This window comes from Hymenobacter terricola (assembly GCF_017921975.2).
Classification (GTDB): domain Bacteria; phylum Bacteroidota; class Bacteroidia; order Cytophagales; family Hymenobacteraceae; genus Hymenobacter; species Hymenobacter terricola.
The window spans coordinates 1-14,579 of sequence record NZ_JAGEMO020000150.1 but is presented as its reverse complement, the minus strand read 5'-3'; the positions used below and the strand labels follow the sequence as shown (position 1 = coordinate 14,579).

Here is a 14,579-nt window from a genome sequence, read left to right as displayed (position 1 = left end):
GGGCTGCTCTTGCTGGTGCCCTCCGTGGTGGACCGATACGTTTTGTCGATTTTGCCGAACATCTTGCTCACCCGCTCGGCCGTGGCCGTGTTCGTGGTGCGGCCCCAAAACTGATTTCCAAGGTTGGCCAGAATCATCTCCGATTCCTGCCGACTTGTCAGGGCTTCCATCTGGGCCACGTCCTGCACCGCGTACACGGTGGCCACTTTGTTGCTGCGGGCCGTGGCCGGAATCTGGGCGAAGTTGGGAATAAAGAGGGTCGGCGCTTCGTCGAGCAGCACCAGGCTCGGCAAGCGGCCCTGCTGGTTCATCCGCTTGATGGCCGTGGCCACCATGAGGGAAATGAGCGGGGAAAAGGTCGTGCTCAGGGTCGGGTCGTTGCCCACCACCAACACGCCCGGCGTGTCGGCGTGGTTCAGGTCGAGCGGCACCTGGTCGCCGCTCATCACCCAAAAAATCTCCGGCGTGTTAAGCACGGCCAAATAATTCTGAATGGTCGAGAACACGCCCGCAATGGTGTTTTCCGATTTGCTGGCGCTGGCAATTGAAGCAATCAGGCCCCGTACCTCCTCGTCCCGCTGCAAGGTGGCCAGCAGCTGCGCCGCGTCGCTTTCGAGTATCATGCTCACGGCGGCCGGCAAGCTGCACTGCGCGGGGTGGTTGCGGCGCAGGTACCAGATGCAGCCGGCCAGCAGCACCTCACCCGACTGAATCCAGAAATTGCGCTGCTGCGCGGCTTTCGCGTCCAGGTTGGTAATGATGGTGGCCGCAGCCTCGCGGGCAAAGCTGGCGGTGGCCAGCAGCGCGGGGGCCAGCGGGTTTACCCGGTGGCTCCGGGTGAGGTCGGTAAAGTTGACGAAATAGGGCGTTACGGCCGTGCCCGCGTAGCTGCCGGCCACTTCCTCGGCCAGCGTGGGGAACTTGAAGTCATAAACGACGCCGGTTAGGCCCAACGCGCCCGCCTGCTGAAGAATCGGCTCAATGATGGATTTGCTTTTGCCGCTGCCCGCGCCGCCGGCAATGAAGGTGCCCCGGAACGGGTTGCCTAGGCGCACGTTGGGGCCGCTGGTGGTACGCAGCACGAAATTCAGCGGTTGGTCCCCACCGCCGGGCTGCGCGGCCGGCTCAGGGCAGGAAACGCTGCGGTACACGTTGTAGCCGAACCAGGCCAGCACCAGCCAGGTGGCCAGCCCGCCAAGGCCCAACACCCCGCCCGCGACGGTGGCCAGCAGAAACAGGCTGGCGAAGCGCACAAAGGACACCATCCAGTCGTCCGGGGCCTGGCGTAACCGAATGGCCTGGTACAAGCCCCGCGACACCTGGGGCAGTGCCTGGTGCAGCAGCCGGGCCGCGAGCTGGGCCACGGCCGCGTAAATCAGGGCGGCGACCAGGTGGCCCAACCAAAAGAAAATCGTCGTCATGCCGGCAAGGTAAAACGGCCGACGCTACGGTGCGGCTTTGCCTCCAAAAGAGCCCAAAACCGGGCAGTAAACCGGGGCACAAGGCCGCACAAATAAGCACAACAATAAGAGTTTATACTATTGATTACCAATAATATATAGTTTATAAAATGCGCGCAAATTACTGGCTTCTAGGACTTTGCTGTTTTTGTTTGGGCTGCGCCGCTGCCACGCCGTACCGCCCATACAGGAGCCCTAAAAGCCTTTTTTTGGTCGCAATCACAATTGTGATTTTTTATTTGGTCTTATTTGTTATTTGAGGGGTTCGCAACATATTGATTTATAAGCTATTAATGGCTTCAATCCGAACAGACTATAAGTGAGGGCGAACAGATTATAAGTGAATCCGAACAGATTATAAGCCAAAACGGGGGCTAATCCGAACAGATTATAAGTGAAAGGCGAACAGATTATAAGTGAATCCGAACAGATTTAGCGAAGTGTTTTTTATTATTGTTCGCTTATGCTAGTTTTGCGCTTGCAATCAAGCCCCTAGCTATGAGTTCCGACCTGGAAGTACGCCAACACAATGCGCTAACCAACGCCCGGTATGAATACACCGAGACGCAAGCCAATATCTTCTTGGTGCTGCTCTCGAAGCTGCGGAAAGATGCCCCGGATGCCGTGTATCAGATAACGGTCCCCGAAATGGAGAAAGTGACAGGCAATCAATACAACTACAAACAGTTGCGCGAATCTACAAAGGAGATGATGGGCCGGGTTCACGAAATAAACACGCTGCACAACGGCCGCGAAGTGTTCCGGCAGCTCGTCTTGTTTAAGCGGATTGATTATATTTTGGGGACGGGGGTTATTGAATTGGAGTTCAACGAGTACGCTACCCAATACCTGTTCGACCTCAAAAATAATTTCACCTCCTTTCAGGTGCAGGCGGCCCTGAGCCTGACCAGCAAACACGCCAAGCGCATCTACCAGATTTGCAGCCAGTGGAAGGATAAGGGCGAAACCAAGAAAACGGCTATTCTGGACCTCAAGAAAACTCTTGGCTTAGCCGACAACAAGGGCCGTGAGGAGTACACGGAAATTTCAATGTTTAAGAAAAATGTGCTCGACGTGGCCGTGAAGCAAATTAATGAAAAGACGGATTTAGTGATTGGTTACAAGCTGGAAAAAGTAGGCCGTGGCTTCAAAAACATTGTTTTTACTATCGCCTCGCAAGCGGTGGCCCTGCCCCTACCCTTCGGCCTGGTGCCGGATGAGGCCCCGCTTGGCCTAGCTCAGCACCAGGTCGAAAACGCCCGCCGCCTGCTCGGCCAGCTTAGCATCACCACGCCGGCCCTGGTGGACCAGATTCTAGCCAGCCCGGCGCACGTCGCGGCCTGCAATAAGTTCGCCCACGACCTCAAAACGGGCAAACACGCCAAAGCGCACTCCCTTTCCGGCTTGCTGCTGACTATTTTGGGCCTGAAAAAAGCCAGCAGTGGCCCGCTGTTCGACAAAACCACTAGCAAAACCACGAAAACCCGGTAACAATATGACAACCACGGACCTAAAAGAAATTGCTAGAGCGGGAGGAGGCATGAGCCTCGACGCAACGAGCTACACAACCACCGACTTAAAAGAAGTTGGGCGAGCTGCTGCGACCTCGGGAGCAACGATAATCCTGCGAAATGCCAAGACTATAACAACCACGAACTTAAAGGAAATCGCTCGGACCTCGCCGGGAAAGTTCATCTTTGAACTGTAAAACGGGAAGCTCTACTTCCCAAACACACGCTGCCAAATGCTGCGTCGCGCCGGCTCATTCAGCCGGGCCGCTATGCCCTCGACCATTTGGGTTAGCTGCTCTACCTGCACCTGCAAGTCGCGGGGGCTGGCCACGGCTTGCCCGGTGGCCTCGGCTTGGCTGAGCTGGCCCTGCGCGAAGCCGCGCACGTCGTCGTTTAGGAATTGTCCCAACGTCTTGCCGGCGCGCTCAGCGGCCTTTTCAATTATGGCCCGAGTCTCCCGCTCTACCCCGCGCACCGACCAGGTTACGGCCGTGCTACTGGACTGCTTCGGGGGCCGGCCGCTCTTTTTCCCTGTCTTACTTTGTGTAAGACGTTCCGTTTCAACATTTTCACCCCCTGTCTTACTAGTATTAGTTTCAGTAAGACTAGATTCGGCTACTATGCCCCCATTTTCTGGTGTCAAAGGTGCATCTTCGGGACTTGTCTTACTCGCCGGGGTTTCTGTCGTACTGGATTCGGGCTGCATAGTGGAGCGTCTTACACAATGTAATACGCATAGTTAAGCAAGATTTTGGCGTTACACACCTTGTCTTACCTTGCGCTGGGCGCGCAATCTGTGCTTATTCAAAGCTAAATAGCCGGGGCGGCAGCGCCTGGCTAATGTCCACCCGGTTGAGGTTGTCTTTAATCGAACCGTCATCATAGGGGTTCTTGTTGCAAAAGGGCGGATTTACACGATAAGCATTTAATCACTTGACTTATGGGTAATTAGCAACCAAACATTGCTTCCTTATCAGAAAGGAAATCCTTTTTGATACGCTTCACATACCCTCTAAATTGCTTGGAATCGCCCTTTTCTAGCCTGTTTTTGGGCTACCCTTTTTGATAAGGAGCTTAGCGTGTCAAACTGCCCTTTTGGATACTGTTGGCGAATTCGTTTTGAGGCAAGATTGGGTAAACGAGCTGCCGTTAGCCCAGACTCGTCGGCCCGCTTTCGAGCGCCTAATGCCTCCGGCAATGGCTTAAAGATGAATTCGCCAACAGTATCCTTTTGCAAGAAGAACCCCTACTATTCCTGACTGTTTGCTACAGAAGACTCAATCAACTTCACCCGCCCTCGTGATGCTTGACTTTGTAAGCAATACATGACCAATCCTTAATTATTCACTAAAAGGTTGAACCACATACATTCATGGACTTTTAGCATGAATTAATTATTAATATTCATCTTTTCATAAAAAATTTATCGTTGTAAATCAGATAGTTAAGTATCAACAGCGCATGCTATTAAGACAGTATACCAAAAGTCATCCTTGCTTGCTGCTATCTTCCTTACTCTTACGGCTTACGCTGTATAGATGCTTCGATTTTCGGGGCATATTGGGCACATATACTCCATGCGTCCGCAACCCGTTGGGGTGATTCTACTATAGCCTTTCTTATGCTTCTTTCCGTGCCTCTACTATGCGTTTCCACCGCTACCAGCTTCGCCCCACTAGTGGCCTGAGCATCTGTGTACCGATAACATTGCCTGCCGGTAGCACACCAAGGAAATGTGACTGCCGCTGCTTTGTAGGGTATAGCCCTGCATCCTGTTTACATAAATCTTGGACCTAGCCTGGTCAACTCACCTGTGTGAGCTGACCAGGCTTTCTTGTTGTACCCTTCTTACATCAGTTGGTACTTTTTTTCACCATTTTCCCTTTTCTAATCCTCGTGAAAACTTCTTTACTTTCTTATTGGTCTAGCGCAATGAGGCGGGGTATAAGCACCTTAGCCGTCGCAACCTGTATCTGTTCTACCAATTCAGCTGTTGGGCAAGCATTTCGACCGGCTACCGTAACCGAGCAATACCTTACTGGTAGCAACACGAAACTGGTGCATAATACCGGCTGTGGACAAAGCTCCGACGGTAGTGACCTAATGCAGGTGTTGACTTGGGACGGTGCCAAGCCCTCTTTTGGCTGGTCCTTTAATGGAACATCCACAGGTTTTCAAGCCTTGGAAGCCGTAGCGCAAGGCTTAACGGTAACGGACCCGGACATTGTATCGTCTTTTACCAACGGCAAATACTTCATGGTAGCGGTTTACTTGGTTCAGGGCACCAGCGCTACACAGGTTGAATACGAAGAGCAAGCATACGACCCCAGTACGAATTCATGGGTCGTCGTAACTCCGCCGACGCAAATAGACAATAACTTGGGGCTAAATTGTACGAGCCCGAATGTAGATATAGACCGCATTAGTGGCGATGCCGTGATGGTTTTTCAAGAAGGCTCGTCCATCTACGCCCGGGCACTCAACCTCACTAGCAGTACTCTTTTTAATAATGCGCTAGTGGCTTCCAGTACGCGAACCCTATTGCATCGGCAGCCAGACGTAGCCATTTACGAAGACCCAAGCGGCACTTTTCCAATCATTGTTTCAGTTACTTATATCACTGAAAATGTAGGAAGTGGTACTTTGGAGGTGGACTTAGCACAGGATAAACTTCCCAATGTGCAAGCAGCTAGTTCCTTTCCAACTCCGCTAGTGACATTCAATCCAGTTCCTTCGAATCGAATTTTGGAATTCCCTCGTATTGCTGCTCCTATGTTTCCTCCTGGAAATATAAGTCGCTACGATTGCATGACGGTAGTGCGGTATAATAGCGGCTCTGGCGACCAAATTCTTACCCTGACCATCGCAAGCGGCTCATTGGTGTTGCCCCATGCCGTAATTAACGCTCCGCTGACATCTAGCTACTCTGGCGCAAATGCTCGTCCGGTCGTTACTTACATTGGTGACGGTGCCTTTGTTGCCTGGCAATACGACGATACAAACTTCGCCAAACTTCACAAAAATGTGGATGTGCTCGGCTTTTGGGTTCAACTGAATGGCACTCGGGCAACCAGTTTTGGCAACGATTTACTAGTAGCTAATGCCCATTTTGCTGGTTTTCAAGGCATACCCAGCATAGAGGCTCGCAACGGTACAAATGCGATTGGTTCTACTGGCGTTGCCATGTGGTTCGATGAAGACAAATCAGATATTGCTTATAAGCCAATAAACTGGTTTTCCGCGAATTTGCGGCCTGCTGCTAACGGAGGAAGCATTTCGCAAAATCTGACGCCGGACAAACAACTTACGGTCTATCCAAGTCCCGCCGTAGCTGGCGCTCATGTTGCTATGCGACTGACTTCAGGCGAAACGGCCCAAATGCTGCAAGTAATGGAATCGCGTACGGGCACAGTGGTAGCCAACCTGCCCCTCACCGACATCAAGACTGGCGCAAATGACGTGTTGTTGCCTACGCTCCCAGCTGGGCTTTACTTATTGCGACTACAAACTGACCACGGTTCAAATGTGATACGGTTCAACTATCAACCGTAATTTTTCAACTAGTAACAAGTGCCTACTTCTGCTCTTATGGAGTGGGGGTAGGCATTCGTTATTTAATCTTAATTAGCCTGATTGCTATGAATCAGCCAAGAGGCACTGCACTTTTCAATTCCAGGTAATTCACTCCTCATCCTTCTTTTCCTGCTTATGATAACTTACTACTATTTCCATTTTTTCCGTCGCTGGTTGTTTGCACAGCAGATAGGCTTGTTTTTACTCGTACTGCTATTGGCTAGTATCGGCGTTAGGGCGCAAGCCCCCGCCAACGATGACCCCTGCGGAGCCGTGGTACTTACCCCACAAGGGAGTCTATGCACAGCGCCTGTTGTGGGGACCACGCAATTTGCTACCACGACCTCGCCTAGCGGCTACTTAAACATCGGCACCTGCGGAGGCACCAGCCTTGCCCCGGCTATCAAAGACGTGTGGTATAAGTTTACCACTGCGGCCACGGGCTTGGGAAGCACTGGTGCCACCATTACCGTCTCGGGCAATGCGGCCGGACAGCTGCACTTGTTTTCGGCGACGAGCTGCGCGGGACCCTTTACGGACCTGGGCTGCGCGGCGGCAACCGTATCTAACGCGACAGCCCCACCACTTATCACCACGGTTCTGACCGCGAATACCACGTACTACGTGCGCGTGTCGGGCTACGACGGCCTGAGTAGCACGGGTCCTTTTACTATCTGCCTCACCGATGGCCCTGGTTTCGTGGCGTGCGCTATGCCGGCCATCGGGTTACCCGTCTACAGCGCCGGCAATACCACGGCCACCTTCTCCTTTACGCCGGCCGCCAACAACGCCGGGCCTTACACTGCTACGCTACAGTTTAACCCCCTGAACCCGCCAGGCCCAACGCCCGTCCCATTTCCAGCCACCCCACCGACCGTAACGGTAACCGGGCTGGTGCCCGGCAACAACTACACCCTAACCGTTCAGGGGCTATGCACGACGGGCGGCACTGTGACCGGCATTCAAACGTTCACCGTGCCGGTCCTCAACGATGAGCCATGCGGAGCCGTAGTGCTGCCCGTAGACCCCGGCGCGGGCTGCACTCCGCTAAGTGGGTTCGTCACGGGGGCCACCCCCACCGTGCCCAACGGCTACACCAACCCCGGCTGTGGGGGCGTGGCCAATGCCCTCGATGTTTGGTACCGGTTCACCACCACGACCAGCGGACCAGGCAGTACCAGCGTCGTCCTGACCCTTAGCAACGTGGCGGCAGCCGGGCAATTACGCTTGTTTGCCGCGCCTTCCTGTACGGGTCCTTTTACCTCGCTGGCTTGCTCGGCGGCTAGTTCTCCCGTCACCGGGGCGGCGCCGATAGTCGCCACGGGTTTAGTGCCCAATACGACGTATTACGTTTCCGTAGCGGGCATCACCAATGCATTAACCAACACCTTTACCCTCTGTGCCTCGGCGCTGGTGCCGGCGTTGCCTTGCCCAGCCCTGGACCGGCTCAACGTACCGGCTGCGCTGCTTACCCCGACCACGGCACCGCTGGCGCTGATTCCTGTAACGGGCACTGCGGTGCCCGTGAGCTACACCGTGACCTATACCCCCCAAGGCGGCAGTCCGGTAGTTATTACGGTGCCCTACGTGCCCGTGGCCGGCGGCATCCCACCCTATACCCTGGCCTTGCTCACCAGCTTGCTGCCGGGCACGACGTATACGGTGACGGCCGTGGTTAACTGCACGGGCGGCAGCCAATCGGGGGCCGTGAGTACCACCTTCACCACGCCGCCCGCTACGGGTACTCCTCCCGCTAACGATGAGTGCGCCAGCGCCACTCCGTTGACGGTCGGCACTACGTGCGTCTCCACCACCACCACGAATCTGAACGCCACGGATTCGTTTGAAGACCCGCCTTTGTGCAGCAATTACCAAGGCGGCGACGTCTGGTTTAGTGCAGTCGTACCCGCCAACGGCATTGTGCAATTCACCTCTGGAGCAGCTAGTGGTTCCATCGTTACTTCCGTGGGGCTACAACTCTTTACTGGCAGTTGCGGCAACCTCGTGCTGGTGGCTTGTAATGGAGGCAATGCCGTCGCATTTGCGCAAGTCCGGGCGGTGGGCCTAGTACCCGGCAGCACTGTACATGCCCGCGCCTGGCGACAAGGCAGCGCCGCCGGGGGGGCCTTTACTATCTGCGCCACGACCGATATTACCTGTCCCTTGATTACCAATCTGACGCCCACTGCTGTTATGACTACCTCGGCCACCCTCACCTTTACTCTGCCAGCTGGCAATACGGGCTATGTGCTAACCTATACGCCGGCCGGCGGCACGGCCCAAACGCAGACGATTACCGCCTCCCCGGTGGTGCTTACGGGCCTAACGCCCGGCACCACCTATGCAGTGAGCATTACCGGCAGCTGCACGGGCTCCGTGGCTGGCACGGTACGTACTAGCTTTACTACGCCCGTGGTGCCTACCTGTGCGGTCCCGGCCGCCGTCTATGCCAGTAACGTGGGCAACACCTCGGCCGGGGTGGGCTTCGTGCTTACCTCGGGAGCCAGCAGCTACACCGTGACCTACCAAGCCGCTGGGGGACCGATACAGACTGTTTCACCCGCCCCCACCTCCTCGCCAGTCACCCTCGCAGGCGTGGTACCCGGCACGAGTTACACGGTTTGCGTGACCAGCAATTGCACCAATGGCCTAGCTTCGACGCCCCAATGCGCCCTTCCCTTCACCACGACCGGCACGGCCCCCACCTGTGCGGCCCCGACCGGGGCCACGGCCGCGAGCACCGGCCCCACTACCGCCCGCGTCAGCTTCACCCCGACGGCGGGTGTGACCAGCTACACCGTGACCTACACGGCCGCCGGCGGCTCGGCGCAAACCCTCACGCCCAACCCCACGGCCTCGCCGGTCGTGCTCACGGGCCTACTTCCTGGGGTCGCTTACACGGTCACCGTGGCCAGCAACTGCCCGAGCGGCCCGGCCTCGCTGCCCGTGCTGGCCACCTTCGCCACCCCGCTAGCTTCGCGTTCCGGCGCGTTAGCCGACCAGTTGAGCCTCTACCCCAACCCGGCCCATCACTCGGCCACGCTCACCGTACCGGCCGCGCTGCTGCGCCAAGCCAGCCTGCTCACGCTCTCCGACGCGCTGGGTCGCACCGTGCGCCAACGCTACGTCACGCCCACGGCCGGCACCGCCGCCGACACCCGCGCCGAGCTGGACCTGACCGGCTTGCCCACCGGTGTGTACCTGGTGCGCCTGCTCAGCAACGCCGGGCCGCTCACCAAGCGCTTGGTCATCGAATAACCTCCGCGCTGGTTTCGCTACGCAAAAATCCCGGTCCTGTAGGGCCGGGATTTTTTGTATTCGGGCACTTTCGTTCACCAGCAAAAAGTCTGGGTTGGGATTCCGCCAGTTAGCAGGTCAGTTCCAGCACTTCCGCCGCCGGAATGCCTAGCTTGTGGTACATGCGGCGCAACAAATCCCCGTTGGCCGGCCGGCGGCCCCGCAAGACTTCGCTCAAGCGCGACTCGCCCACCTCCAGCAGCTGCGCGAGCTGCTTTTGTTTCAGGTGCCGCTTGAACATCTCCACCTGGAGGCGGCCGGCCACCGTTGTGGGGGGGCCGGGGTTGTGCCCGTTAGCTTCCTCGAAGGCATGAATGGCGTCGCGCAGCACCAGCAGGCGGGCGTAATTGGCGGCTTCGTCGGTGGCCAGCGCCCGGAATTCCTTCACGGCGGCCTTGTGTTCGGTTTCAGTGGTCAGGTTCACGGTCGGGGGGATTAAACAAGAGGGAAAAACACGCCATCAAATCTTCAACAACTGCTTGTGGCTCAGCTTGTCATACTCGGCATGGGTCATGATGCGCCGAATGTCCACGGTTTTGATGGAAAACAGCACCTGGGCCACGAGCCGGTAATGGTTGCCTTTGATGTCGAACACGTAGCGGCCCTGGGTGATGTAGTCAGCCGTAGGAAAGTCAGCCAGCAACTCGTTGTGGCTCGACCAGGTGCAGAGCTGTACTTGGGCAAACCACACCTTCAGCGCTTCCCGCGCCTGGGCGTTCTTGCGGCCGTAGCTGGTGATAATCTTCTCCTCGATAACAAGCATGGCCATGCCACAAACATACGCATTACAGAATAAAATTCCGTAATGCGTATTTTATTCACCCTGCTCCTACTTTCCAAATAGGCGCTGCCACAAGCCTCTTTTGGCCGGCTCTGGTGCGGGCAAGGCCAGCAGAGCCTCCCCCGGTTCAGGCAGGCGCTTTTGCAGCTCCCCTAGCTGCTCGTTTTGGCTAAGCAGCAGTTCCTCGATGCGGCCGATGCGCTGACTATTCACCTGACTAGTCAAAGCGTTTAGCACATCATTCTGCTCTAGCAAGCGGTGTTGCAACTGCTGGATGGTTTGGTCACGCTCCGCAAGCTGCTGTTGGAGCTGGGCCAAATCCGGCACCTGGGCTGGCTCAATAAGCGCCGGCAACGTCTCGGCCGCGCTGGGGTATTGCTGCGCGAGAAACACCTGACTAATCAGATACGTGTTGCCCTTGGGGGTCTGCTCAACCTGGATATGACTAGTCTTAGCGTGTTGTTTGACTAGTCGCCGTATCGTCTGCTCAGATTTGTTAACCTGTTGAGCTGCTTGCTTTATAGTCAAAAAAGGGGCGGTGTTTTCCATTGGAGCTATGACTAGTCAGAAGCCACAAAGTAAACACGCTAAATCTTCTTTAACTACTGCTTGACTAGTCACCGACTAATCACTGACTAGTCAAGCGTTTACTACTGATTAGAACCTCCATCAGCAGCCAGCGGCTGCTCGAAGCTAAACGGCCGGCGCGGCAGCTCCTGGCTAATGTCCACCCGGTTTAGGCTGTCTTTGATTGAACCGTCGTCATACACCCGAATCGAGGCCGGAAAGGCAAACCGCTCGCGCAGCTCGGCCGCGTCGATGGGTCCGGCAAAGGTGTAATGCCCTTCGCCTCCCTGGTCGAACGCGAACGCATCCCCCCGCCAGCCGGCCGGCGTGTTGCCCTGGGCCAGCAGGTACTCAATGACGGGGCGCAAGTGGGCGGTGCGCGGGTCGTGGCCGGGGGCTCCCTGGGCGGCAAGGGCTAGTTTGGGCATGATAGGCAAACAGGATTTTGGGGGTAGTCGCGGGCGGGTGTTTTCCCCTCTTGTTCCTTGCTTTTGTTACTTAACATAACATCTCTTCTCGGACACTTCTGGGAATAAGTGCCGTTTTGGGGTTGTGCCGGCGCGTCCTTACATTTAGTACTTTCTCAGTATAACCCCCTCCGTCATGAAGCCTTTTCTGCACCTGTTACTGCTCGCGCTGGCGGGCCTGGAAATCGTTGGGACCAGCTTGGAAAGCCTCTCGCTTTCTACTGGCCAACAAAATGCCTTGGTGGCGCTGCTGGCGGTGTACATTCCGCTGTCGCACCATCTGCTCGGGAAGGCTGTCAAGTAAGCCAGGCGGCTCTACAGGCGGGCATAGTGCCGGCGTAATTGCGCGCTGCATTCGGCCAGACTCAGCTCGCCGGCAACGTAGCGTTGATAGAGCCGCTGCCCGAACGGGCTCAGGGGTGGCAGGCCCTGGGCGGATTTGAAGGCTTCCACTTCATCGAGCAACGCCTGGCGTTGCATCAGGGTCTGCTCGGCGGGGCCAAAACGTTCGGCTGCTTCCATACTTAAACAAGCTCTTGGGGAGAGAAGGGGCGGATTTTAGTCCTGCACCATTATCGGCTGGGCCAGGCTTCATTGAGCCTGCACTGGTATCAAGCACCCACGTAAAATACGGTATTTTAAAAATCAGGTATTTATACCTGCATGTTTACCCATAAGCTCGTCGTTGCTTTGTTCAGGTTATGAAGGCATTTTCCTAACCATAATTTTCAACCCTTTTATCATACCAACATGGCTACGAAGTGGGACAGCGAGAATGTACGGCTCAAAATTATGTAGCTACAAGAATTGCCTGATGGCGAGCGTCAGGAGCAGGCTAACAAAATTCGTGAGGACTTGAAGGGGTGGGCCCAAAACACCTTTGAGTTCTCGGAGAAGCAGAAAGCTTGTATGGAGCTGATGCCCAAGGAATATTACGAGGAAACAGGATACCAAGTGGCGCATGCGCTTGACAAAAAGTATTCCATCACGGCATGGGTAAGCGATGATACCCCGCCTGTAAGTGCTGCCAAACGGGAGACATCTGTCGACGGTGGGTGGAGCCAAAGTGATGGCTGGCACGCCGGCGTTACGATAAAGTTTTAATAAAAAAACTGGTGTTTAATAGAAGAACTGGTGGGAGCTTATCTCACCAGTTCTTCTATTTTTGTGGATAGAGCATGAAAGCGAACACCCTACTCTTTTTATCTTTTTTTTTACTGCCTTTGTGCGGTTCCTTGTCACTGCCCCCTAAAGGACCATCTGGCAGTAGCTCGGAGGAAATCCACTTACTAAAAGACAAAGATTTGCCACTGGCATTTGTACTAGTGAAGGTAAACGGCGTGCAAAAGAAGTTTCTGCTCGATACTGGTGCACCTACTTTGCTACTGGTTAATTCGCAAACCGAGCTTAGACAGCTGACTATAAGCGACTCAACAAAAGTCTACGATGCGGCAGGGCAAGCGAGTACTATTTACCGGGTGAAGGAGGCAACTAGTCTAGAATTGGGCGCGCTCACAATCCGTTTCAACGAAATGAAGGCCATCCTGCTGCCGCCGGGCCAACTGGCAGACTTGCACGTAGCAGGCATAGTAGGACGCGATTACATCGATAAGTTTGATTGGACATTTGACTTTCGGCAAAACGTTGCGCATCTCTACAAGCCAGGAAAAGCGCCTAGCCCAACACCGGACTTTTGCCCTATTCCAGCTTTTCGTGCTAAAGGGGGGGATTTTTTCGTCATAATGACTTCATCGGCGAACATCGCCGATACCGTGCAGATAGATACCGGTTTTACGGGCACCCTTCTTTTGCCCAAGGCGAGGGCACTAGTAGCCCCTGTTGTTCAACGAGTCGGATTAGCAGCCACAGTAGCCGTAAGCAGCAAGACCGACACGACTCAGTTATGGGTGGCCCCCTGGGTACAATTTGAAAACTTGCGATTGGAGCAGGCACCGGTTGCCGCTTCAGTAGGGCGCTCACAAAGAAATTTGTTAGGTATGCGCTTCTTCCGCGAGTTTGAAGTCATCTACCAAGCCAAGACGCACACCTTCTGGTTGCGCCCCTATGCCAGCTCGTATCAAGACAGCACCCGACGCACCGCACTTAAGGCTATTGGCCAACGCCGTTATGTGGTACAGGCCCTGACACTACCGGCCCCCAATGGGGTGCATGTAGGGGATACGGTGCGACTAGGCCCCGGCCAGATACTGCCCGAGAGTACCCTTACAACACTGCTCCCCTGGGCACCTACGCGAGTAAGTTGCGTGCCAGCAGCAAAGCACTAGCCAAAGGTCCTGGATAGCTTTGAGGGCTCTCACTTCATCGAGTAGCGCCCTGGGCTGCGCCGGGGTCTGCTCGGCAGGGCCAAAACGTCCGGCTGCTTCCATGCTTAAACAACGAGGGCAAAACCGCCGACCTGTCGCGGGGGCCGCGTCTAGCAGGGAGGGGGTAAAATTACCCGAAGCCCTGCCCGGCTGGCGGTTTTGCAATTGCAAAATGAAAGGGACGCTGCTCAGTCCTGGGGAATGTGGCCGCTGTCGGCTTCTAATATCCACTCCAAGGCGGCGGCTTTCGCCCGCACGGCCAGCAGCTGGCGCTCGGCCAGCGTCCGGCTGCGCTCGTGGCCCGCGTCGGGGTAGAGTTGGTGCAGCTGCTGGTGCTTCACCACGTCGTTTTCTAGGCGCTCGTCGGCTTGGTCAAGGTTGGCCAGATAGGCGGTTATTTCGGCTTCGGTCTTCATTCAGGGCTATTTTGCAATTGCAAAAAGAAGGCAACAAGGGGCGATTAGAGCGGCGGCAGCGGCAAGGTTTCGTCCATCACGATGTAGGGCACATAGGGCGGCAAATTATTCATGTCCTCCATCAGCGCCGCCATTTCCGCCGCGTAAGGGTACGCCCGGCCGGGCTGCTCGGGCGGCAGCGGG

14 protein-coding genes are annotated in these 14,579 nt (G+C 55.7%); 6 read left to right on the top strand and 8 right to left on the bottom strand.

Going from position 1 to position 14,579, the window contains the following annotated elements:
• The coding region (locus tag J4G38_RS27635; RefSeq protein WP_226164018.1) for a type IV secretory system conjugative DNA transfer family protein at nucleotides 1-1,421 on the bottom strand (1,421 nt) is incomplete at its 3' end.
• 537 nt (nucleotides 1,422-1,958) lie between these two features.
• Between J4G38_RS27635 and J4G38_RS27630 the strand changes: the two genes are divergently transcribed.
• Nucleotides 1,959-2,951: a replication initiation protein gene (locus J4G38_RS27630; RefSeq protein WP_210522057.1), complete on the top strand. Its 993-nt coding sequence runs from the start codon at nucleotides 1,959-1,961 to the stop codon at nucleotides 2,949-2,951.
• Nucleotides 2,952-3,179: 228 nt separating this feature from the next.
• Here J4G38_RS27630 and J4G38_RS27625 read toward each other — a convergent pair whose 3' ends face one another.
• A complete protein-coding gene (locus J4G38_RS27625; protein WP_210522056.1) occupies nucleotides 3,180-3,380 on the bottom strand; it encodes a hypothetical protein in 201 nt (66 codons plus the stop codon).
• Between the two features lie 1,487 nt (nucleotides 3,381-4,867).
• Between J4G38_RS27625 and J4G38_RS27620 the strand changes: the two genes are divergently transcribed.
• Both J4G38_RS27620 and J4G38_RS27615 read left to right on the top strand, forming a co-directional pair.
• Nucleotides 4,868-6,523, top strand: coding sequence for a hypothetical protein (locus J4G38_RS27620; RefSeq protein WP_210522055.1), 1,656 nt, complete (start codon nucleotides 4,868-4,870; stop codon nucleotides 6,521-6,523).
• A 336-nt stretch (nucleotides 6,524-6,859) separates the two neighbouring features.
• On the top strand, nucleotides 6,860-9,802 hold the full coding sequence (locus J4G38_RS27615; protein ID WP_226164016.1) for a fibronectin type III domain-containing protein: 2,943 nt from the start codon (nucleotides 6,860-6,862) through the stop codon (nucleotides 9,800-9,802).
• A 109-nt stretch (nucleotides 9,803-9,911) separates the two neighbouring features.
• On the opposite strand, the gene J4G38_RS27610 is transcribed toward J4G38_RS27615, so the two are convergent.
• The 4 genes from J4G38_RS27610 to J4G38_RS27595 form a co-directional block, all read right to left on the bottom strand.
• Complete coding sequence (locus J4G38_RS27610) at nucleotides 9,912-10,265, bottom strand: helix-turn-helix domain-containing protein (protein ID WP_210522053.1); 354 nt, start codon at nucleotides 10,263-10,265, stop codon at nucleotides 9,912-9,914.
• Between the two features lie 36 nt (nucleotides 10,266-10,301).
• A complete protein-coding gene (locus tag J4G38_RS27605; RefSeq protein WP_210522052.1) occupies nucleotides 10,302-10,610 on the bottom strand; it encodes a type II toxin-antitoxin system HigB family toxin in 309 nt (102 codons plus the stop codon).
• Nucleotides 10,611-10,670: 60 nt separating this feature from the next.
• Entirely contained in the window at nucleotides 10,671-11,171 is a 501-nt protein-coding gene (locus J4G38_RS27600) for a DNA-binding protein (RefSeq protein WP_210522051.1), read from the bottom strand.
• Between the two features lie 101 nt (nucleotides 11,172-11,272).
• Complete coding sequence (locus J4G38_RS27595) at nucleotides 11,273-11,617, bottom strand: hypothetical protein (RefSeq protein WP_210522050.1); 345 nt, start codon at nucleotides 11,615-11,617, stop codon at nucleotides 11,273-11,275.
• Nucleotides 11,618-11,792: 175 nt separating this feature from the next.
• Here J4G38_RS27595 and J4G38_RS27590 point away from each other — a divergent pair, with 175 nt between their 5' ends.
• Entirely contained in the window at nucleotides 11,793-11,960 is a 168-nt protein-coding gene (locus J4G38_RS27590) for a hypothetical protein (protein ID WP_210522049.1), read from the top strand.
• Between the two features lie 11 nt (nucleotides 11,961-11,971).
• On the opposite strand, the gene J4G38_RS27585 is transcribed toward J4G38_RS27590, so the two are convergent.
• Nucleotides 11,972-12,178: a hypothetical protein gene (locus tag J4G38_RS27585; RefSeq protein WP_210522048.1), complete on the bottom strand. Its 207-nt coding sequence runs from the start codon at nucleotides 12,176-12,178 to the stop codon at nucleotides 11,972-11,974.
• Between the two features lie 285 nt (nucleotides 12,179-12,463).
• On the opposite strand from J4G38_RS27585, the gene J4G38_RS27580 reads away from it, so the two are divergent.
• Nucleotides 12,464-12,760 carry a hypothetical protein gene (locus J4G38_RS27580; protein WP_210522047.1) on the top strand — a complete coding sequence of 99 codons (297 nt, stop codon included), beginning with the start codon at nucleotides 12,464-12,466 and terminating at the stop codon, nucleotides 12,758-12,760.
• 74 nt (nucleotides 12,761-12,834) lie between these two features.
• Complete coding sequence (locus J4G38_RS27575; protein ID WP_210522046.1) at nucleotides 12,835-13,941, top strand: aspartyl protease family protein; 1,107 nt, start codon at nucleotides 12,835-12,837, stop codon at nucleotides 13,939-13,941.
• A 227-nt stretch (nucleotides 13,942-14,168) separates the two neighbouring features.
• Here J4G38_RS27575 and J4G38_RS27570 read toward each other — a convergent pair whose 3' ends face one another.
• The gene (locus J4G38_RS27570) at nucleotides 14,169-14,396 is read right to left on the bottom strand and encodes a hypothetical protein (protein WP_210522045.1); all 228 of its coding nucleotides are present in this window, start codon (nucleotides 14,394-14,396) and stop codon (nucleotides 14,169-14,171) included.
• Between the last annotated feature and the right edge of the window lie 183 nt (nucleotides 14,397-14,579).

Coding starts and splice junctions, on each gene's coding strand:
- J4G38_RS27575 (WP_210522046.1), top strand. CDS start 12,835: ATGAAAGCGAACACCCTACTCTTTTTATCTTTTTTTTTACTGCCTTTG.
- J4G38_RS27605 (WP_210522052.1), bottom strand. CDS start 10,610: ATGGCCATGCTTGTTATCGAGGAGAAGATTATCACCAGCTACGGCCGC.
- J4G38_RS27590 (WP_210522049.1), top strand. CDS start 11,793: ATGAAGCCTTTTCTGCACCTGTTACTGCTCGCGCTGGCGGGCCTGGAA.
- J4G38_RS27630 (WP_210522057.1), top strand. CDS start 1,959: ATGAGTTCCGACCTGGAAGTACGCCAACACAATGCGCTAACCAACGCC.
- J4G38_RS27595 (WP_210522050.1), bottom strand. CDS start 11,617: ATGCCCAAACTAGCCCTTGCCGCCCAGGGAGCCCCCGGCCACGACCCG.
- J4G38_RS27585 (WP_210522048.1), bottom strand. CDS start 12,178: ATGGAAGCAGCCGAACGTTTTGGCCCCGCCGAGCAGACCCTGATGCAA.
- J4G38_RS27570 (WP_210522045.1), bottom strand. CDS start 14,396: ATGAAGACCGAAGCCGAAATAACCGCCTATCTGGCCAACCTTGACCAA.
- J4G38_RS27600 (WP_210522051.1), bottom strand. CDS start 11,171: ATGGAAAACACCGCCCCTTTTTTGACTATAAAGCAAGCAGCTCAACAG.